This window comes from Sulfidibacter corallicola (assembly GCF_017498545.1).
Classification (GTDB): Bacteria; Acidobacteriota; Holophagae; order Acanthopleuribacterales; family Acanthopleuribacteraceae; genus Sulfidibacter; species Sulfidibacter corallicola.
The window spans coordinates 4,116,624-4,137,029 of sequence record NZ_CP071793.1 but is presented as its reverse complement, the minus strand read 5'-3'; the positions used below and the strand labels follow the sequence as shown (position 1 = coordinate 4,137,029).

13 protein-coding genes are annotated in these 20,406 nt (G+C 60.4%); 6 read left to right on the top strand and 7 right to left on the bottom strand.

Going from position 1 to position 20,406, the window contains the following annotated elements:
- Positions 1-19: 19 nt before the first annotated feature.
- The 4 genes from J3U87_RS12300 to J3U87_RS12285 all read right to left on the bottom strand — a co-directional run bounded on the left by J3U87_RS12300 (position 20) and on the right by J3U87_RS12285 (position 10,474).
- Positions 20-3,622, bottom strand: coding sequence for a serine/threonine-protein kinase (locus J3U87_RS12300; RefSeq protein WP_237383335.1), 3,603 nt, complete (start codon positions 3,620-3,622; stop codon positions 20-22).
- Positions 3,623-3,984: 362 nt separating this feature from the next.
- Positions 3,985-5,865: a MutS-related protein gene (locus J3U87_RS12295; RefSeq protein ID WP_237383334.1), complete on the bottom strand. Its 1,881-nt coding sequence runs from the start codon at positions 5,863-5,865 to the stop codon at positions 3,985-3,987.
- A 61-nt stretch (positions 5,866-5,926) separates the two neighbouring features.
- A complete protein-coding gene (locus J3U87_RS12290) occupies positions 5,927-7,249 on the bottom strand; it encodes a saccharopine dehydrogenase C-terminal domain-containing protein (RefSeq protein WP_237383333.1) in 1,323 nt (440 codons plus the stop codon).
- A gap of 255 nt (positions 7,250-7,504) precedes the next feature.
- Positions 7,505-10,474: a CehA/McbA family metallohydrolase domain-containing protein gene (locus J3U87_RS12285; protein WP_237383332.1), complete on the bottom strand. Its 2,970-nt coding sequence runs from the start codon at positions 10,472-10,474 to the stop codon at positions 7,505-7,507.
- Positions 10,475-11,127: 653 nt separating this feature from the next.
- Here J3U87_RS12285 and J3U87_RS12280 point away from each other — a divergent pair.
- From J3U87_RS12280 to J3U87_RS12260, 5 genes are all read left to right on the top strand, one after another.
- Entirely contained in the window at positions 11,128-11,985 is an 858-nt protein-coding gene (locus J3U87_RS12280) for a hypothetical protein (RefSeq protein WP_237383331.1), read from the top strand.
- 61 nt (positions 11,986-12,046) lie between these two features.
- Positions 12,047-13,489, top strand: a complete 1,443-nt coding sequence (locus J3U87_RS12275; protein WP_237383330.1) for an NAD(P)H-hydrate dehydratase — start codon at positions 12,047-12,049, stop codon at positions 13,487-13,489.
- Between the two features lie 230 nt (positions 13,490-13,719).
- A complete protein-coding gene (tsaE, locus tag J3U87_RS12270) occupies positions 13,720-14,172 on the top strand; it encodes a tRNA (adenosine(37)-N6)-threonylcarbamoyltransferase complex ATPase subunit type 1 TsaE (RefSeq protein WP_237383329.1) in 453 nt (150 codons plus the stop codon).
- Positions 14,173-14,194: 22 nt separating this feature from the next.
- Entirely contained in the window at positions 14,195-15,490 is a 1,296-nt protein-coding gene (locus tag J3U87_RS12265) for a hybrid sensor histidine kinase/response regulator (protein ID WP_337249562.1), read from the top strand.
- A gap of 83 nt (positions 15,491-15,573) precedes the next feature.
- Complete coding sequence (locus J3U87_RS12260; protein WP_237383327.1) at positions 15,574-16,287, top strand: response regulator; 714 nt, start codon at positions 15,574-15,576, stop codon at positions 16,285-16,287.
- Between the two features lie 13 nt (positions 16,288-16,300).
- Here the strand turns inward: J3U87_RS12260 and J3U87_RS12255 are convergent, their stop codons facing one another.
- Positions 16,301-17,215, bottom strand: a complete 915-nt coding sequence (locus tag J3U87_RS12255; protein WP_237383326.1) for a LysR family transcriptional regulator — start codon at positions 17,213-17,215, stop codon at positions 16,301-16,303.
- Between the two features lie 239 nt (positions 17,216-17,454).
- Here J3U87_RS12255 and J3U87_RS12250 point away from each other — a divergent pair, with 239 nt between their 5' ends.
- Complete coding sequence (locus tag J3U87_RS12250) at positions 17,455-18,195, top strand: TSUP family transporter (protein ID WP_237383325.1); 741 nt, start codon at positions 17,455-17,457, stop codon at positions 18,193-18,195.
- A gap of 165 nt (positions 18,196-18,360) precedes the next feature.
- On the opposite strand, the gene rdgC is transcribed toward J3U87_RS12250, so the two are convergent.
- Together rdgC and J3U87_RS12240 are read right to left on the bottom strand one after the other, a co-directional pair.
- Positions 18,361-19,413 (bottom strand): recombination-associated protein RdgC, encoded by a 1,053-nt coding sequence (gene rdgC, locus J3U87_RS12245; RefSeq protein ID WP_237383324.1) that lies wholly within the window; start codon positions 19,411-19,413, stop codon positions 18,361-18,363.
- 266 nt (positions 19,414-19,679) lie between these two features.
- Positions 19,680-20,186, bottom strand: a complete 507-nt coding sequence (locus tag J3U87_RS12240; protein WP_237383323.1) for a cereblon family protein — start codon at positions 20,184-20,186, stop codon at positions 19,680-19,682.
- Positions 20,187-20,406: the final 220 nt, after the last annotated feature.

Sequence of the window (20,406 nt, the reverse complement as noted above, 5' to 3'; positions counted from 1 at the left end):
CGAACGAGGGGTGAGGAATCTATGGGTCGATCTTCAACCGGGCGCGCTGCTTTTTCCAATAGTGGTGTGGCCAGTTGTTCCTTGCCAGGGCTCGATTCCAGAGTTCTCGCCCCTCTTGGGCCCAGTCGCCTTTTTTCACATCATCCCGTTCTTGGCGAATTCCGTGGTACAGCGCTCGAATGGCCAGGATGTCCGGATGATCGGGCATGGCCACCGCCAGGGTATCGATGACATGGGCGGCTTCTTCGATGGCGATGGTGTGTGCCGGATCCTCGCTGCGTTCCGCCCGCCGCCGAAGGTCCGAAATCAGGTATAGCCATGTCCAGCTACGACCAATGAGCGAGGGACGGTGGAACGGATGGCTTTGCAGGGCCACTTGAAACGAGTGATCGGCCTGTAGCAGAACGGATGTCGCCGACTTTCCACGCTGAATCCGATCGATGCCCGTCCAAAGCAGAATCGAGCCCTTGACGCCGTGGAAGGCAAAGTTGTCCGGTTGTTCCTCCAGGGCGCGATCGATCGAAGCCAAAGCTTGTCTCAGCGTGGTCTCGGCACTGCGGTTGCGATCGACGAGTGCCTTGCCCCGGACTTCCAGGGCCGCGGCCCTGGTTAAATGAATTTGCGGTAAATTGGGAAGGATTTCCTCGGCGGTATCCAAGGTGGACAGCGCTCGTTGAATTTTCTGCCCCGGGTTCTGGCCGCGTTTGATTTGGGCGTTGGCCGCCCAAAACAGGGTGACCGCCATCGAATTGTGGGCATGACCGAACCCCGGATTGATTTGAATGGCGCGTTCGCAGGCTTCCTCGGCCTTTTGGATGAACGATTCGTAAGGCAGCCCCCGGCTCCAGCGATCCTTGGCCAGCAAATGCCAGGTGATCGCCTGACCTTGGGGGAAGTTGGGCACCCGCGGTTGGATTTCCTCGGCCCGCTCGTAATGGCACAGTGCCTCCATGAATTCCCCTTCCGGGTCCAGGTCCCACTCGCCGTAGAGGGTGCCGAGCCGTTCCAGGCAGGTCGCCAGGAAGTAGTGTCCCAGCATGTGTTCGGGATTCTGCGCGAGAACTTCGCGGAAGACGGTCGCCGTTTCGCGCAGATTGGTTTCCAATTCGCTGTCGGTCACGAGGTCCGCCCGCGACAGCATTTCCAATCCGAGGTTGACCTTGCCCTGGAGGTTGTGGGGATCCAGGGAGATCGCTTGGCGGTAGGATCGAATGGCGGCATCGCGCTGGGACAAGCTGTCTTCACCGTTTTGGGCCAGGTGGTCGGCCGCGATCTTGTGGGCCAGACCCAGTGTCACGTAGTAGGCGTGATCTCGATGGCCTTCCGGAATGCGGCCGTAGATGGCCCAGACGGCGGCGAGGTCGCGGCTGGGGTCGAGGGTTTTTTCGCGGCGACCCAGGGCCCGTTGGAGATGTAATTTGCCCAGGACCTTCAAGAGGCGCGGGTCCCTGGGGTTGAAACTCTGGGCGCGTCGGGCGAGCGCCAGGGCCTTGGCCAAGTCTTCGGTGACGTCTTCACTGCGGTTGATGCGGTTCTGGAGGGCCACCGAATCCAGGTTCACCCGACGAACCATGGCCGGATACGAATCGGGGTTGGCGATCAGGGCATTGTCGATGGCCAGGTTTCCCTCTTCCACCAGGGCGTCGGTGGCGCCGCCGTGGTAATTGACGAAGTTGGTTTGAATGGCGTTCAGGTCGGCCAAGGCGAAATAGATTTCCGGGTTGCTGGGGGCGATTTTCAGGGCTTCGCGGTAGGACTGCCTGGCTCGTTGAAAAAAGGAGCGGGTCTGCTCGGGATGGCCCTTGATTTCCGCCTGGCGCGCGCGTGCCAGCAGGATTCGACCCTCGAGGAGGTAGCTCTCGAAAAACCACGGGGCTTTGCGCCGGCTTGCCACCAACAGTTCCTGTGCGTTTTCCCAATCTTGCTCGTAGAACGCGATCATCGCTTCCAGGTACTCCGGGAACCGGGCTCCTTCCGTCGGCACCAGCTTGAGCAGATCCAGTACGCGGTCGCGGTACTGGGTTCTCAGTTCCTTTTCGCGAGCCAGCCGAAGTTCCGGATCCTTGATCTTGGACACTTCGGTCAAGGCTTCGTGATACAGCGCACCGAGGGTTTGGGCCAGCGAGTAGGCCACTCGTGGTTCGCGAAACCCCTGATCCCATGCGATTTCCAAATAGCTGCGGGCCCGATGGTATTCGCCGAGTGCGCTGTGGCTGCGGCCGAGTGCGTAGTTGCCGGCCTCCGAGGCGAGCGGGCCGGCCGTTTCCATCGTCTGCTTGATGGTACTGAATCGGTTTTGTATCTCTTCGCGCTCCACCCGAATATCGTGGAGCGGCAGCATGTAGGTGAAGCGGACCATGGCCTCGATTTCTTCGGCCTGCTCGGCGAAGCGACGCACGAAATCTTCCCGCAAGGCAGCGCGTTGGCTGAGGTTCCAATTCCAGATCCCGGCGCCGATCATGAGCAGGAGGGTGGTCACGAGCATGGTCGCGAACACGCGATGCTTGCGGATCTTTTTGGCGACCAGGTAGCTCCAATCCGCCGCGCGCACGGAGACGGCATCGCCGCGTAGGTAACAGTCCAGATCCTTGGCCAAGGCCAGGGCGGAGGGGTAGCGGGCCGCGCGGTTCTTGCGCAGGCACTTGAGCGTGATCAGCTCCAGGTCTTTCGAGACCCGCGGATTGTGCAGGTGGGGCGCCACCGGATCGTCCTGGGGAATGCGGGCCAGGGTTTCCAACGCGTTGGAACCCTGAATCGGCGGTTTGCCGCACAGGCACCAATACAGCGTGGCGCCCAAACTGTAGACGTCCGTACGCGGGTCCAGGCAACCTTCCTGGCCCAGCGCCTGTTCCGGCGCCATGAAGTGCGGCGTGCCGGCCGCCCACATTTGCGTGCTGTCCTCGCCCCAATCGAAGGCCAGGCCGAAGTCCACCACGTAGGGCTTCCAGGCACCCGACTCTGATTTGGCGAGCATGATGTTCGAGGGCTTCAAATCGCGGTGGATCAGGCCCACCTCGTGGGCCGCGTGGACACCCAGTGCCGCTTCGCGGACGACCTCCACCAGTTCCCGCGTGGTGAGGTCGACCGCCTGATCCGTCATGGACCGGCCGTCGATGTACTCCATCGCGATGTAGACCTGGCTATCGATCTCGTTTACTTCGAATACTTTACACACGCGTTCGTGTTGCACTCTGGCCTGCGAGCGGGCCTCGCGAATGAGCCGGCGCGCATCTTCTTCACGGCCCTCGTGTACGAACTTGATGGCCACCCGGCGTTGGAGTCGAGGGTCGTAGGCCAGGAAGACCTTGCCCATGCCGCCCTCGCCCAGGAATCGTTCCGGTTGGTATCGGTCCCAGTTGGCGACCGGGAATTCGTGGCTGGAACCCTTGCGGCTCGGCGGGAGATCGGAGTGATAGGGTGTGAGACGCGAGATGGTGCGGGCCTTGTCGTTCAGGCGGTTCAAGGTTTCGTCGCTCAAGGCGCCGATCTCCATCAACAAATCCAGGGGAGAGCGATCCGCACGACGAGCCCGCTCCAACAAATGATCGGCTTCGTCGGGGTTGATTAAATTCTCCGCAATGGCGAATTCGATTTCCGTGCGCCATTTCTGAATGACGGACAAAATCGCCTCCTCTCCCCATTTCAATGGATGCGCATAGATCCTAACCTAGTGCTCTCCCAGAAACACCGGTTTTTTGGCACGAGCCGCCCGGATCGGTACGCGACGCCTTGCAATGTATCGTCGGCCTGCGGGTAAAAAAAGATGCTAATTGCTTGTGAACATGTGCTTTGTCGTGTGCTTGCGCCTTGGGTTCGGGGCCGTGTCGGCTCATCTCGATAACTGGCGACGTTTCCGTTTCCAAATGGCCACCTCTCTGGAATCAGGACGCTTGGGCGTCCATTCGTTTTCCTGCGAAAAGTGGTCACGAGTGAGGGGTGTTCAGTAAGGACAACGGAATTCCGTTCGAAAGGTATGCTCGCCCATCACTCGTCGAACTCCAGGGGAACCTTCGCGAAACGCAGGACCCGAAGCGCGTTGGTCGAGGTCAGGCGGCCGCGTTTCAGGGTGTAGTCGAAGAACATGGTCTCGTCCCTGATGTTTTCCTGGAAGTGGTAATTGAGGATTTCGCCCTGGTAATCCTGCTCCAGTGAGAGCAGTTCCAGGTCGTGGGTGGTGATCAGGCCGGCCGCCTTGTGATCGATCAGGAAGGCCACCATGGCCTTGCAGGCGATCAGACGTTCGCGACTGTTGGTGCCCTTCAGGATTTCGTCCAGAAGATAGAACACGGGGGCGTCATCGCGGGCGACCTGGTCCAGGATCAGTTTGATGCGTTTGACTTCCGCATAGAAGTAGGAAACGCCCTCGGAAAGGCTGTCTTGAATGCGGATGCTCGTCCAGATCCTCGGGACGTTGCAGGTGAGCGCCGTGGCGCACACCGGGGCGCCCATGCGCGCAAGCACCAGATTGACGCCACAGGTGCGCAGGAAAGTACTTTTGCCCGACATGTTGGAGCCGGTCACCAGGTGCATGTGGCCGTTGCCCACCAGCCGGTAGTCGTTGCCGATGCGGCTCCCGGGTGGAATGGTGGGATGGCCCAGATCGACCGCCTCGATGTGAACTTGATCCTCGTCGGTGACTTCGGGAAACGGGTACTGGGGGAACAGGGCGCGGAAATTGGCCAGCGCGGCCAGAGCTTCCATTTCGAAGATGCTCTCCGCCCACTCGGGGAGCCGGTCGCCAAAGTCCCCGCGCCAGCGGGCGAGCCGGCGGAGCTGATGCTGGTCCCACAGGAACAGGCCGTTGAGCAGAAAGTGGGCGAACCCGTTGGCGCGGTACTGCAGGCGCTCGTGAATGGCGAGCAGGTTGAGCAGGTTGGTTCCGGCCGGGCGCCCATCCACCAACAGCCGCTCGCGCAGATCGATCAGCGGTTCGGCCTTGGGGCGAATCTTCTCGAACTGCTGTATCACGTTGCAGGTGGCGGTGATGGCGCGTCCCCGACTCATGAAGGCGGCATAGAAAGGTTTTTGGAAAAAATCCAGAAAGAAGAAGACCAACAACTGGAAACCGACCACCGGCAGGATCATGCCGTCGAGCATGTCTCGCAATCCGATCAGGCCGGGCACCGCCGCAACGATGGCCGGCGTGTTGAGCAGAAACGCCAGGCCCACGACGCCGACCGTGATCGCCACCAGAATCCGCCCGAGCAGGTATGCCGGCGTGGAAAGCGTCCAGGGCACCGGTACCTGCAGCCAAGCCTCCAGTTCCTCGGGATTCAATTCGCGATCCGAATCCAGGTGGGCCGTCAAAAGCAACTTGTGGCGAAACCGTTTTTTCTCGGCCAATTCGTCCACCGCGCGTTGCCGTGCGGTGATCTCGGCCGCGGAGGCCCGATCGTCGATGCCGGTGTCGATCCAGCGCTTCAGCAGGTTCTTGGTGCGCCGGTGAAAGCTGTTGTCCAACAGCTTGAGCGTGGAAAAGGGAGCCGAAAGATCCAAGTCATGAGCGAAGGGATGGTTGTCTTCGAACGCGATCGGCTCCTCCACCACGACGTCCTTCGGACGGCAGGTGGCCCGAGCCAAATCGTTTTCGGCCGCCTCCTTCAGGAAGCGGCAGCGATCGCGAAAGCGATAACAACGGTCGTGCACGACCATCAGGAAGAGAAAGGCGCCGGCGGCGAACGGGAACAGGACCATGCCCAACCACCGCGCTCCACCCGCCACCAACAGGGACCCGCTGACGACCAGGACCAGAAACACCACCAGGCGAATGACCGCCAGGCGGTTGATGCGCGCCTGCATGCGGCGGGCGCGGTAGTCGTAGGCTTGGATCCGGCGTGTGCAAACCTGTTCGGGCGCTAACGGCATGAGCTCCTCGCTTTGTGTGGAATCGATCGTTCCCCAGTGTTCCGAGGGGTATACGGCGAGTTCAGCTCAACCGTTTTCGCTTTACCACATGTTTGAAGCCGAGCCGTTCCATTTCCTCGAGAATGGGCACGTAAATTTCGCGTGCGACCGGAATCAGCACACCCTTTTGGGTGATGCGATCCTCGAGGATCAAGCGCGCCGCGATGGCCGTGGGAATGCCGACCAGCAGGCCCATGGCGGTTTTCTTCTCGGCGGGAATCCCTTCCTGGATGATGCTGGATGTCCAGAGTTCGCGAACACCGTCCTTCTCCACGTGGAATTCGTGGTGCAGGACCACCAGGTCGGCCTCGTCGTCGTCGTATTGGTGGGTTTCGAGCGCGCATTCGAGCAGCACGTCGAATGCCGAGTAGGCTCCGGTGAGGCGGTAGTCTTCGTTCAGGAGGCCGAGACTGTCGAAGGCCTCCAAAAAGCGCGAAGCCTGCTCCGGGGCGCGTTCGGCGATCAGTTGCGCGATGTCGGTCTCGGGGTCCATGCCCGCGCTTCGGAACAGGACGCGCAGGGCCGGTTCGTCCTCGCAGTCCACCTTGTTTTCACGGTTCACCAGGTCCAGGGAGAGCATGAAGCGCCAGAACGAGGCCCAGCCGGGATAGCGCAGGGTGCCGCGCCGCAAGGTCGGCACTTCGTCGATGCCGTAGCGAGCGCCGTAATACAGGGCGTCCGCGTTGGGGGTGGACTCGTAGACGCCGACGCCGGGCACGTGCAGCACCTCGGCGTTGGCCAGCATTTCCGAACCGGGCAGTTCGATCAATCGGCCGCCGCGACGGTATTTCGAAGGGCGTGTCAGGGCACCGAGCACACCCGCCGGACTCCAACTGAACTTGTAACGCAGGGGGTTGTTGGCGGCCTTCCGACTGGGCAGCCCACCGCAATGGGATTCGTAGCTGGTGATGGCGTAGCCCTCGGCATTGCAGGCGTCGATCAATTCCATGGTGGTCATGTGGTCGAGGCCGGGGTCCAGGCCGACCTCGTTGAGGAAGATCAGGCCTCGTTCCGCCACTTGCGGTGCCATGGCCGTCATGGCTTCGGATTGATAGGACGCGGTCAGGAAGTGTTTTCCCGCCTCGAGGGCGATTTGCGCGACGCCCGTGTGCAGGGCCGGCGGCAACAGGCTGACCACCAAATCGTGATCGGCGACGAGGGAACGAATGGTGTCGGTTTCGGCGATATCCAATGCGAAGGCCTCGGCATGGGGTCGGCCGGCGACGACCTGCTCGGCCGCATCGGCGATGCGATCGCAAAGGGTCAACGCGTAGCCGTGGTCCAGCAGGTAATCGACCAGAGGGCGCGACACCATACCCGCGCCAAGTACCAATACTTTTTTCATGACTGCATCCTTATCCGCTTGGTTGTGCTCATCGTGGAGCATATGCTGAGGCCGGCGCGGTGGCCGGTTCCGGTTGTCGAGGGTGCCGATCTTTGGCGGCGAGGGGGCGAACCTCTTCCCGTTGGAAGGCGATCGCCGCGAGCGGCCGCATAGCGGCACACTCGAGAGATCACGGGAAACGAGGCCGCTCGGCCGGTCGCTGCGGACCGTCGAACCCAGGCTTCGTCCCCGTGCGGGCCTTCGCCCTTGTGCACGTCAATTGTCGAGGAAAATGGGGTTCGTGAAGGCCAGGGGCAGGTGTCCGGGCAGGACGCGCCCGAAGATGCCGGTGCCGCTCGCGCCCTGTCCCGCCTGGAGATCCGAGAGCGGTGCGCCCGCTTCGACGACCACCCAGTGGCGGCCCGATGTGGGCAGATCGATGGTCACCGCACCGTCGAAGCGAACCAGGTTGTTGGGGTCCAGCGGCACGTCGATCACCTGGACCTGGCCATCGACGATGATGCGGACCTCCGGAACCTGGACCCAGGGTGCCGCCGAAATCTTGAGATTCAGGGTGGCGCTTCCGCCGCTGACACTGGTCTCGCCGCCGTAGGACACGCCGTTGACCGAGGCCTCGATCAAGGGACCGTTCGAGATGAAGCTGTTGCCCTGGGAGGCGTTGGTCCAGAATTCGGTCAGGTCGATGTCGCGCAGGGTGGTTTCCGTGACTTGGATCCAGGTCCGCACGCTGCCCTGCGGCAGGTCCTGGAGATCGCCGGCCTTGGAACCGCCGGTGGCCGGCTTGAATACGCCCGCGTTCAGGAGGTTGAACCAGTCTTGACGGGTCAGCAGGTACTCGTCGTAACGATTGCCCGACAGCACTTGGAGCAGGTCGAAGTCGAGGCGGGTGGCCTGACCACCCGCGGGCGAACCCTGCGAGTAGACGGAGCTGTCACCCGGAATCGCCTGGCCGGCGGGAATGCCGCCGCGTTCGGCCAGGGCCGTGAAATAGCCGGTTTGGGGGCCGGCCGGGCCGCGCGGGCGGGTGGCTTGGACCAGGCTGCCCGGGATGCCGCTGTGCAGTCGCGAGAAAAAGCCGGCGGGGTCGGCTTCGAACGAAGGCAGCGTCACCCGGCTCTGCTGTTCGCGCGTGGGCAGCGAAAAAATCGAGAACCGGCCCCAGGGGCCACTCTCGTCCCGTCCCAGAATCGCGGTCGTGCGGGACACGGCGACTTCGTCGAAGAGGCTGTCCACGTCGGCTTCGTCGTCTTCCTTGTCGAACGAGCCCAATTGCAGCGCTTCGGCCCTGAGAATGATGTCCACATCCAGGACACGGTTGTCGTCGGGGAAGAACAGCACGTCCAGATCCTCGGCGAATCCGTAGCGAACCATGTCGGTGATTTCGATCAGACCCTCGGCGTCGAAGGCGCTACGGGCGTCGAAATCGGCGCTCAGGTAGTTGGGGAGCGACAGGACCGGCGACATTTCGAAATCCACGTCCTGGGGTTCCACTTCGAACGTTTCGTTACCCTCGTCGTCGACCACGGTTCGCGAGACCACGTCGCTCACGACGTTCACGTTGTGCAGCGGCCCGCGGCTCATGTAGACGTTGTAGGTGCCGAAGGGCAGGTTGGTGCTGACCTCGGTGATCGTACGCAAGACGAGGTGGTTGCCCTGGGTCAGGTTGGGCGTGTCGCTGAGCGTCATCGGGCCTTCGTCGGAGATGCGGTAGATGCTGGCCCGACCCAACAATTCCCGTTGTTCGGTGGTGGCCAGGTCCAGATCGAAGCGTTGGTGACGCGTGGTGGTCGGGTCGACGGCGCTGAGGCCGAAGCCGTCGGTGTCTTCCTCGGTCAGAATGATGGGAATCTCGGTTTCGGTCGTGTTGCCGTCGTCGTCCGTTTCCGAAACGATGCTGACGTCGGTATAAAACGGCTCGTTGTTGTCGAGGTTCGTCCGAAGGGCCAGTTGACCCAGCGGCAGGTCGAAGCCGAAGGAACCCGGGGGAATCGAGACGTCGCCCACGATCGGATAGCTGCGACCCTGTTCCAGGTTCACGTATGCGGCGCCGTTGAAGTACTGAACCGATTCGTTGATGTACTCCAACTGGAAGGTGCCGCCCGGTGCGCTCAAGGTGCGCACACCGCCGACGATCAGGGGGCGTGTGGTGCTGTAGGGCGAGGTGGCCGAGGTTTCTTCGCTGAGCAGGTTCTGCAGGAAGTTGTAGATGATGCGGGGGCTGACGGCGGAATTCGAGATGTCGGCATGCATTTCACGCACGTAAGTCAATTGGCCGCCCGGTGCCAGGGTCTGGGTTGGCAGGGCGCGCTTGCCCACGAAGGCGTAGGCCAGGTTTTGTTCCGGAATCAGTTCGCGATCGGCCATCAGAACGCCGTCGAGGCGTGAGACGATGCCGTAGTGCGCCGTGTTCGATTGGCGCGGAATGAGCTGGAAGTAGTGTGGATAGGCGAACGATTGGACGCGTTCTTCGCTCGTGGGGATGGCGAAGCCCCACTCCGGAAAGGGAACGAAGGTGGCCAGCGCTTCGTCGTCGTAGGCCAGCGCGTCGTTGATCGTGAATACCGGCATCGTGGCTTGGCTGTTGTTGGCCAGGACCGTGGTCACCGTCATGAAGGCGATGTTGCTGCCCGTTTGTGCGTTGTTTTCGTCCAACTCGCGGTTCTGCATGCGATAGGTCGTGATGACTTCCAGGCCCTCGACCCGATGGTTGGCACCGACCGGTGCGCCGGCCGCGGCCAAGGAGCCGTCCATGTCGTAGACCGACCCGGTCATGACCAGCGAGGCCGTCGCTTCGTCTTCGCGATTGACCCGAATCGACGAATAACCCACCGGGTTATGGCGATTCAGGTTGACCGTCTGCGACAGTTGATGCAGGCCGTCGTTGTTTTGCGTGACGAAGGTCCGGTCGGCACCGAGTGCCGCGCTGGTGAAATCGAGGACGGCACCGGCGCTCTTGGCGAAGTAATGGTCGCGTTCGGCACTGCCGACGGCGCCGTTGACCACGATCTGGAGCTCGGAATTCTGAAGTAGGAAGTCGCCGATCGCACTGGAAGCTTCCTTACCGGTAGGCAGTGTATCCACATTGTCGCTGGTGATTTGGGTTGCCGTGACCGGCAGCGTTTCTTCGCCGGTTTCCCGGTAGCAACTCACAAAACAAAGCGCGATGACCGGCAGAAGGTACCGGGCCTGAGACCGGGTGCAAAGCCGGAAAAGAAACTGAACCATGGATGTAATTCCTCCCTAGGGAACGATCGGGACCCGCCGTGGGCGGGCTGAAAATGGGTTCGACATTTTTAATTAGGTATCGAAACACGAAGCAAATGCGGGTTCACCATGGAAACGTGCAAATCACCGAGTCTGGCCGCGCCTGGCGGGCGCAAAGGTGCGCCGCGATATCGGGTCGGCCTCGGGACGGTACACCGCTGACGGTGAAGGCCAAGGCTATCATCTTAGGAAACGCCTTTTGTGGCTGTCAACGTGAGCCTTGCCCGGATAAGGCGTCGTATGCCGATTTGGGCCTTCCAACGGGCCTCGCCGACCCCGAAAAATCGAGCCGATTCGGGGCCGACGGGTTCATGGCCGGGCTCGAACGGGAACCGTGAGCCACATCTTTTTTTCGGCTTTCTCGAGGGCTCTCGCCATCCGAGGCTTGGCGTCGGGCATGCTTGGGAGTAGACTGGAGCCCAGTATTGGCCACCGGAAAGTCATTGTTTTTTCGTCTACACAGCCGCCACGACGCCGTGTATGGGTTCGGTCGTGGCATCGGGCGTTTCGATGAGGCGGATTCACGTTGGGCCTTCGTGGTGGCGTTATTATAAAAATCGAGAGGGCTTCCGTTGGGAGTGGCGAGCCCTCGTCGTTTTGCCAAGGAGCCTTTCATGAAACCTCGTTTCCCCTTGAATTGGGTCGTCGCCGGGATGTTCGCCTGCTCGATCGCGAGCGCTTCGTATGCGGGTGAACCCGTATCGGGTGATCATTCGGCGCTACCGGCTCTGGAGGATGCCTTGTGGGAGGGCGAATTGGATATTCGCATCAAAGGTCCTCTTTTCAGCCAATACACGGCCACGCGCCGTCAGGACTTGGGTACCAACCAGATTCCCGTCGGTTTTTCGAAAGAAAAGAGTGAAATGAATGTCGACGGCATGATCAAGCTTCGATTTCAGATCAACGAGCTCGGCGAGACCGACCTGATTCTCGTCAACCGCATGACCGGCGATCAGGAAGTCATCTTCGAGCACCGCTACGCGTACATGGACGAGCGTCAGGTGAAAAAGACACGGGTCAAGTTGGACACCCGTGTTCAAGTTCTCGAAAAAAAATCTACCGCGATTCAGATCGATCACGACAAATCCTACGATCGTATCGATATGGAGATGGGCACGCTGCGCTTCCAGCCCAACGGCCGAATGCGCAAGCGGGGCGAAATCCAGATCAGTGCCGAGCTGCAACTCGAGGTCTGGGGTGAGGCCCGCACCGTGTACACCGAGGAGAAGAATCCCCAGGTCGAAGAGTACGGGACGCTCAAGAAGGTCAGCGAGTACCGCCAGCGGTTCATCTATCCGATCAGCTTCGACCTGTTGATCAAGCACCGTCGCAAGCAGGTTTCCGGATCGTTTCAGCCGAAGATCGACATCCTCGATCCGCTGGTACCGGAGTCGGAGATCCCCGATGGGAAAACCGTGTTCAACCACAATGTAACCGTCAGCGGCAACTACGTGTTGCGCCCTCTTTTCTAAGGATCACCCGCATTGGAAGCGGTCGAGCCGGGGCGTGGGCTCGACCGATCAGGACAGGATCGTGAAAGCTATCGTCAGTGCTTCGGAAATGGCCGCGGCCGATCGATACACCATCGAACGGCTGGGTGTGCCCGGAATCGAGTTGATGGAGCGGGCCGCGCGGGCCTGCGTCGGCGAATTGATGGAAGAGCTGAGGCCGGATTCCCTGGTGACCGTGCTCGCGGGTCCCGGCAACAACGGCGGCGATGGGTTGGCCATCGCCCGATTGTTACATGGGGAGGGCGTAACGGTTCGGGTGTTCCTGCTCCAGGACGGAGAAACCTACCGAGGTGACGCCGCACTGAACCACCAAAGGCTGCGCGACCTAGCGGTCGACATTTCCGTCATCGAGGATCCGGCGACCTTCGGGCTTCCGCTCGGTTGCGACTGGGTGGTGGACGCCCTGTTCGGAACCGGCCTGAGCAGGCCGATCACGGGCGGGCTGGCGAACTTGATCGAAAGGCTCAATGTCTCGGGCCTGAGGGTGCTCGCCGTCGACATCCCTTCCGGCTTGAGTGGCGATCACGGCCGAGTCGACGGTCCGGCCGTGCGTGCACGCCTGACCGTGACGTTTCAATGCCTCAAATTCGCCCATGTGGTCACCCCGGCCTGCCTCTCCTGCGGCGACGTGCGGGTGCACGATATCGGGATTTCGTTCAGTGACGAGGCGCGGACCGGGAGTTGGCTGGTGGAAGGCCGCGATTTTCAGCGACCGACCCGCGATGTGGAAGGACACAAGGGTCGTTACGGATATTTGGGTGTCGTCGGTGGCTTTGCCGGCATGGCCGGGGCCGCGTCCCTCGCCGCGCGCGCCGCACTGCGTTTCGGTGCGGGCAAAGTGCGCGTTCTGACCGATCAACCGGCCTACTTCGGCCAACCGGGTTCGGTCATGGTCGATCACGTGGATCGTTGGAAACAGGTGGGCGACTTCGACGCGCTGGTGATCGGTCCCGGTCTTTCGCGAGCTGAAGCGGCGTGGTCGCACCTGCGCCAATGGGATTTACGAGATCGTTCGATCGTCTGGGATGCCGACGGGCTCCACCTTCTCGCCGCAGAGCGGTTGTTTCCGGGCAAGGACTGGGTGATGACGCCCCATCCCGGTGAGGCCGCGGTCCTTTTGGGCACCACCGCCGGCGAGGTGCAGCGCGATCGGCTGGCCGCAATTCGCGCCCTGGCAAAAGCCTTTCCCGGTGGGTGGCTGTTGCTCAAGGGTTTCCGCACCCTGGTGCTTTCGCCCGGCGGCGAGTTGTTCGTTTGCGGCACCGGCAACGTGGCCCTGGCGACCGCGGGCAGCGGTGATGTCTTGAGCGGCATGATCGGCGCCATGCTGGCCCAGGGTTGTGCGATGGAAGAGGCCGTCCTTTCGGCTTGCCTGCGCCATGGATTGGCGGCCGATCGCTGGGTGCGTCACCATCCCGATTACAGCATGATCGCCGAAGACATCATCGAAGATTTGAAGTACTAGCCGGACCTGAGCCGAGAAGGTGGTTTGGAAAGAAATTTGACTCACGACCCCAAAGTGATGGACACCCTTCGGGCGCACGTCGTGCCGCCTGCCGGAGGGCGCCGTCGCCGGGTGAGAGCCGGCACGGAACGCGTCGGCACCCGGATCCCGTTCTTGACCGGGCCCCCGATCCAGGGCAGTCTTGATAGGCCGGTCGCTCTTGGACCGCCGATTTTTCTTGGGAACCCGTGATGATGACCATGTCCTTCCCCCTGCGCCTCGTCACCGAGGACGTCCAGCAAACCCAATCGCTCGCCGCCCGGTTGGCGCGGCAGACCCGTCCCGGCGACATCCTCTTGCTGCACGGCGATCTCGGTGCCGGCAAGACCAGCTTCGTTCGTGGCTTTTGCGAGGGGCTCGGCATGCCCGACCCCTGGGAAGTGGATTCTCCGACCTACACCGTCATCAACCACTATCACGCCGGACCCGGAGTGGACCACATCGACCTCTACCGTTTCGAGGATCCCTTTGAATTGGAAGAGATAGCATTGGACGAAGTTTTGCGGGCGTCCACCATCAAATTAATCGAGTGGCCGGAACGTTTGGGGAATTACCCATGTCCCGATCCTCGCTTTTTGATTAAAATCAAGTCTATCGATGATTCCCGACGTCAAATAGAGATCCTCACTCCAGAGCCCCGCTGAGGTTCGAGCCCGCTCGTTCCTTATGGGAAGGCCCCATATGAAAAGCGCGCCCCACATACTGTATATCGAAGACAACGAGTTCAATCAGCGGCTGATTCGGAAGATTCTCGAACCCGCCGGCTTCAAACTGAGTTCCGCTTTCGACGGCATTCAGGGCATCAAGCAGGCGATCGACCTCAAGCCCGATCTGATCCTCATGGACCTGGAGCTGCCCCAGATCGACGGACTCGGGGCTGCCACCAAGATCAAGTCCCTGCCCGGCCTGGCCAAGGTGCCCATCGTGGCGCTGACCTCCAAGACCTCCAAGCGCGATCGCGATCAGGCCCTGGTGGCCGGTTGTGACGGTTACATCGAAAAGCCCATCAATGCCCGCACCTTCGCCGATCAGGTGCGGCGCTATCTCAAGGGCGAGCACGAACGTATCGAGCCCGCCAACAAAACGCGGATCCTGCGTGACTTCAACGTAACGCTCGTCAATAAGCTTCAGGCTAAAATCGAGGAATTGGAAAAAACCAACCAGGAGCTGCGGCAAAGCAAGGAAGAACTGCTGCACGCCTACGAGCAGAGTCAGAATTGGAACCTGGAGCTTCAGCGGCTCACCCGACTGAAGGAAAACATCGTGGGGATCACCTCGCACGAACTGCGCACGCCGCTGTCGATTGCCACGGGCTACATCGACCTGCTGCTGGAAGGCATGCTGGGCGAATTGAACGACGATACCCATCGGGTGTTGCAGATCTCCCAGACCAGTCTGGCCAAGATGAGCGACCTGATCACCAAGATTACCGATCTCACCCGTTTGGCGCTGAAAAAATTCCCGATGAATCTAGAAGTTGTCGACATTAATGAAATTTTCAAAAATGTTCGGGAAGGCATGTCGTTTTTTATGAAAATCCGAAATTTAGATTTTCACATGGAGCGATCCGACGAACCGATCTGGGTGCAGGCCGATCCCAACCTTATCGAGCAGGTTTTGAGCAATTTATTGAAAAATGCGATTTGTTTTACCCCCGATCACGGTAAAATTGAAGTCAAGACCTGGATTCAAGACAACAAGGGATGGTTCGAAATCGCGGATACCGGCATCGGGATCAAAGAAGAGGATCTCGAGAAAATTTTTGACGAATTCTATCAGGTAACCGATGTGAATTACCACAAGACGGGACAATTTGAATACATGACTCGAGGGATTGGCGTGGGTTTGGCACTTTGTAAGGGGATTTTAAGCGAACTTGGTGGTAAAATAGGGGCTTCAAGCTCCGGTCTCAATCAAGGCAGCTCTTTTACTTTTTACCTCCCAATGGTCACACAAGAATGAACCTCAATCAGATGGTGCAACTAGCCACCCAGGTATTTCTCAAGCATGCCTATCCGGACGGTGTCCCGTCCGCGATACAGGAAATGTCTGATAGCCTCGGCGAACTGGAAGGCGAGCAGGACCTGCTAAGCTGGTCGCGTCTGGAAAAGGAAGGGGAGCGATATAATTTGCGCCTGGGGAACGCCAATTATCCCCACATGAAATTGGTGTTCATGATCGAGCAGGGAGATCCCGTTTTTTACGTGGACGCCCATGATTCCCACTTCAATTTGCCCCCGAATGTACCGGGTTACGAAAAGCTGCTGGCCCTGCGTGAGGGCAACAAAAAGCTCAAGGTGAAAATCGAGTGTGCCTGGAAGGAGCAAGGGCTTCCCATTTTCGGTGAACAGAGGAAGCCCATCAAACCCAAGGATCTCTGCAAGGGCATGTACGTTCTGGCGATTGACGACGAGGACCAGATTTTGGACATGCTCAGCATCATCGTCAAGAGCATGGGGGCCGAGTTCATGCGGGCCACCAGTGCGGAGGAAGCGCGTCGCCTGATTCAGGGTCGTGGGGTACCCGACCTGATATTTTGCGACATCATGATGCCGCGCGAGTCGGGATTCGATTTCGTGGCCTGGTTGCGCAAGGAAGGCCACACGGTGCCGACCTATTTCATCACCGGCCTCAATTTGGAAAAGATCGACAAGGATCGGGTGACGGCGGTTTTGCAGAAGCCGTTCACGGCCAAGAGCGTGATGAACATCATGAAGAAGCTGCGCAAGAACAAGAGTGGAGACCAGGCCTCGGCGTGAGTGGCCGCCACCGCTACAGCGGTTCCAGCGGAACCTGAGTGCTCGGCGGGGTGATCGTTTCCGCCAGGTTCATTGCCACGACAGCCTGTTGCAGGCTTTCGGTGAAGGCCTTCACCAGCGGGCGGGCGATCGTCGAACCGCGTCCGATCAGGCTGACGGGCCGTGTCAGGCCGGGAGCCGGCAAGGGGAACAGATGGTGCTCGGCGATCCCCAGCGAACGCGCCACGCTCAGGGGAACCAGGCCGTGGCCGAACCCGGCTCGGGCCATTTGGGCAATGCCCGTGAACGTCTGTAGGGTGCCCCGCACGGTGATTTGGAACGGCCATTCGCGCGAATCGCGCTCGATGCGCTGCGACAGGCAGCGCCAGGTCGCCGATTGGGCCTCGATCGTGAGTACCGGCAGGATGTCGTCCGGGATGAAGGGCGCGAGCCGCGAGGGAATGATGACCATGGGCTCCTCGATCAGCTTCAAGGTGCGCAGGTCGGTAGTGTCGGTGCCGGCCACGATCGCCAGCATGGCTTCGCCGGCGCGGACGCGCTCGATACCCATCGGGCTCGAATGGGCGTGCACCTCCAGGTGAATTTCGGGTAGCTGCGCCAACACCCTTTGCAATGCCACCGGTCCCCACGAAGCCAGGACGGATTCGGAAACGGCGAGCACCAGCTTGCCCCGCATGACGGCCGCCTCGCCGTAGAGGATGTCCTTCAAGTCGCCGACGATCGGGGCCGCTCGAGCCAGGAGCCGCTCCGCAAAGGGTGTCAGCTTGACCCGGCGCCCTTCCGGCTCCACGAGTTTCTGGCCCAGGTCGCGTTCGAGCGTCGCGATCCGCTTGCTGACCGCGGATTGCGAGACATGCAGGCGGACGGCGGCCTTGCTCATGGTTCCGGTTTCCGCCAGGGCGAACAATGCCTCGAGATTGGAAAACACGGGACGGCCTCCCCAATGGCGATGATCTATGCCTCTTTGGAATGGGTCCTAGTCGACCAAATCGCTTGTGTCATTTTAACGGTTGGGCGATCTTATGTGCAGAACAAATGGAACGGGTTTTCGGAATCCCGTCCGCCAGTTTCCGCTACGACTTTTGTTGGCTCCATGGAACGCGGAACGGGCCGGGAAACGAACCCGTCGTCACCCGATCGGGATTTCAATGGACGGAGTATGTCGTGATGTGGCTTTTCTTTGGACTTTTGCTTGCGGTGTTGTTGACGTCGATTCTGTCCGGTGTGCTGGGGATGGGGGGTGGCATGATCTTGATCGGCGTCTTCGCGATGTTGCTCCCCGTACCCGCGGCGATGGTCTTGCACGGCGTCACGCAAACCGGCGCCAACGGCACGCGAACCTGGCTCTTCCGGCAACACATCTACCGGCCTACCCTGGCGCCGTTTTTCGCCGGCATGGCGATCAGTGCCGCCACCGTCATCGCCTCGGGGTTGGTGCTGGACAAGAGCACCCTGTTTCTCGTGTTGGGTGCCATTCCCTTTCTCAACTTGCTCCCCAAAATGCCCCAACTCGATTTCACCCGGCCGGGCCACGCCTTTTTATGTGGGCTGTGCGTGACCTTCGCGCAAATGACGGCAGGGGTTTCGGGTCCCCTGTTGGATGTGTTTTTCTTGGATACCAAACTGGATCGCTTCCAGGTGATCGGCACCAAATCCTTCACCCAAATGCTGGGGCATCTCTTGAAAATCGGCTATTTCGGCGCGGTCATGTGGCGTGCGGGTAGCGAAGCGGAGCTTCCCATTTGGATCTTTCCGGGTGTCGTCCTGGTCGGTATGACGGGTACGATCATCGGTCGCAAGCTGCTGGAATTCCTCAACGAAGCACGCTTCCGCCAAGCGTGCAGTTGGACAGTCCTGACCATCGGCGGCGTCTACCTGGCTCGCGGAATCGGGCCGCTGCTGGGATAGGCGCCGCGAAAGCGATGACGCGCGGAAGTGATGAAAATCATCTCGATCGAATGAAATAAAACTTCCGCGTAGGCCTGTTCAAGGAGGTGATGGCCGCATTCTCATGTGGTGCAACCATCTCTAACCTCCATTTAGGTGCCGGCGTTTTTCACGCCGGCATTTTTTTTATTCCGAGGCTAAAACGGCTTCGCCCTCGGGGGTCGCCGCATCGGCTTCGTCCGCACTTCGATCTTCCGCCATCTCGGTCTCTTCTGCCGATTGCGCTTGTTCGTCAGCCGTCGAAGGCGCGGTGGTAATGGTCAGGGGCGGAACCGCCGGGGTGCCGTCGGCCATCAGCGCGGTGAACTTCTCGTCGAGGGTTTCCCAGACGCCTTTCAGCATGTCCAGACGCTCATCCAGGGTTTCGGTCCAGTGTTCGCCCTTGACGTTCTGCAGCTTCAGGCCGTTCAGTCGATAGGCCAGGGCGTCGAAGGAAAAGGGCAGCTCCCCGAAAATCAGCTTGGCGGACAGCAGCTCGGCACCCTCTTCGATGTAACGATCCAGTTCGCCCAGGACCTCGCCCGTCAGGGTGACCTTGGCGTGGGTGTGGGTGGCTAACTTGATGCTGCCCTTTTCAGGCTCGACAAAGAACTCTTCCTCGTTGAGCAGTTCCTTGAGGAAACGGCAGCCGAACAGGGATTGGCCCGGCTCTTTCAGGTCGACCAGCTCGCTGGGCTCTTCTTCCCAGCCGCGCTCCAGCCAGGGCGTCTTGTACTCGACTTCGACGCCGACCTTCTGAAGCAGGGCCAGCACGTTGCCCAAGTGACTCTTGGAGGTGCTGCCCACGTAGAGGAGCGATCCGTCGATCACCGCTTCGATGACTTTCGAGCGCGGTGCCGATTGCGCCAAAATCTCTTCCTCGGCCAACTCTTTCAATTTTTTCTTTTTCTTGGGGCCGAGGCGCTCGCCGCGATCCAGCTCGCCCTTGATCAACTCGCGCAGGCGTTCCTTGACCAGGGTGCTGTCGATGTTGATCTTGTCCATGCGTACGCGGAACGCGAATCGTTGCGCGCCCCAATCGTAGGGCTCGTCGATTTCAAAAGGAACGAAACCGCTGCTTTCGGTAATGTTGGAGCCGGGCTGAATCAGGCGAAAGGCCGCCAACTCGAAGTTTGGCGATTCCGGCATGGAAACGATATTGAAACGGGTACATGCGAGACTACCCGAGAGAAAACCCATAATAAACCTCCTCGAAGCCTGAACCCGGTGGGTGTTCACTGAAAAAAGCGGGATCCGGACGGCAAACACCCGGACTGGACGCGTTCTCGATGAACCCGGCACATATCGCCCCGTCCCGGCTCGGCAAGCTGCCATTATAGAAAGATGGTTCCGCGGGGCGCAATCGGGCATTCGCCCCGGTGTGCCGAGGGGCACGTCGTGAGGTCTGGTTCGAAGGATCGGAAGCGTTGGAAAAGATCGAGATAGCCGTTGAAATCGGGAAAAGATCAGGCGCCTTTTTCTTCGGAGGTGGATGCCTCGACAAGGCGGCTGGTGATCAGGGCAAAAAAGAAGCCGCCTCCCACGAACGACCAACCCAAATGGACGCCGCAGGCGCCGCAGTGGGCGATCTGCCACCGGTATCCTGGAAACCAGGAGAAGTCGTCACTGGCCGGACCCACCAAACTACAGCCCCCGGCCATGCTGAAACAACCCACCTGGTAGACGATGCCCAGCGGGTTGAAAAAGGTATGGTCGTGGGCGCCGTTGACCTCGATGCGGGCCTCCTCGAACGTGATGTGGTGGCTGCATGCGGCGCACAGCAACTGCTTCTTGAAGGTCCTGTCGTGTTGGTGTCGTTGCTGGGGGGCCTTTTCCACGACTTTCACGGGCAGGGGCGGTGATTCCGGGGGTTGCGGCGCTTCGAAAAGGTGGAAACCCCGCGTCCATGGGGCGATGGGGGAAAGCTGGAGGGCGGGCGAGGACGAATGGGGGAACGGAATGGTCGGTATCACGGTGAACTCCTCGTGTTGGAGCCTCTAGCGCGGCATCTTCATTATAGTCGTGGGCCGGGCCACTTGGCCAAGCGAGCGGTGGCTTCCCCGGATTCTTTGCTTGACCCCGATCTCGCGGCCTCATACAGTGATGCGCGACGATACCTTCGGCAAATGCCGATTGCGGAACCGGTTCGCTTTGTTTGAAACACGCCGGGTCCGCTCCGAGATTCGCGAATTC

What these genes read in the sequence shown, in the direction of transcription:
- J3U87_RS12295 (WP_237383334.1), bottom strand. Translation starts at nt 5,865, where the DNA reads ATGCCGTTAGCGCCCGAACAGGTTTGCACACGCCGGATCCAAGCCTAC.
- J3U87_RS12290 (WP_237383333.1), bottom strand. Translation starts at nt 7,249, where the DNA reads ATGAAAAAAGTATTGGTACTTGGCGCGGGTATGGTGTCGCGCCCTCTG.
- J3U87_RS12285 (WP_237383332.1), bottom strand. Translation starts at nt 10,474, where the DNA reads ATGGTTCAGTTTCTTTTCCGGCTTTGCACCCGGTCTCAGGCCCGGTAC.
- J3U87_RS12280 (WP_237383331.1), top strand. Translation starts at nt 11,128, where the DNA reads ATGAAACCTCGTTTCCCCTTGAATTGGGTCGTCGCCGGGATGTTCGCC.
- tsaE (WP_237383329.1), top strand. Translation starts at nt 13,720, where the DNA reads ATGATGACCATGTCCTTCCCCCTGCGCCTCGTCACCGAGGACGTCCAG.
- J3U87_RS12265 (WP_337249562.1), top strand. Translation starts at nt 14,195, where the DNA reads ATGGGAAGGCCCCATATGAAAAGCGCGCCCCACATACTGTATATCGAA.
- J3U87_RS12260 (WP_237383327.1), top strand. Translation starts at nt 15,574, where the DNA reads ATGTCTGATAGCCTCGGCGAACTGGAAGGCGAGCAGGACCTGCTAAGC.
- J3U87_RS12250 (WP_237383325.1), top strand. Translation starts at nt 17,455, where the DNA reads ATGTGGCTTTTCTTTGGACTTTTGCTTGCGGTGTTGTTGACGTCGATT.
- rdgC (WP_237383324.1), bottom strand. Translation starts at nt 19,413, where the DNA reads ATGGGTTTTCTCTCGGGTAGTCTCGCATGTACCCGTTTCAATATCGTT.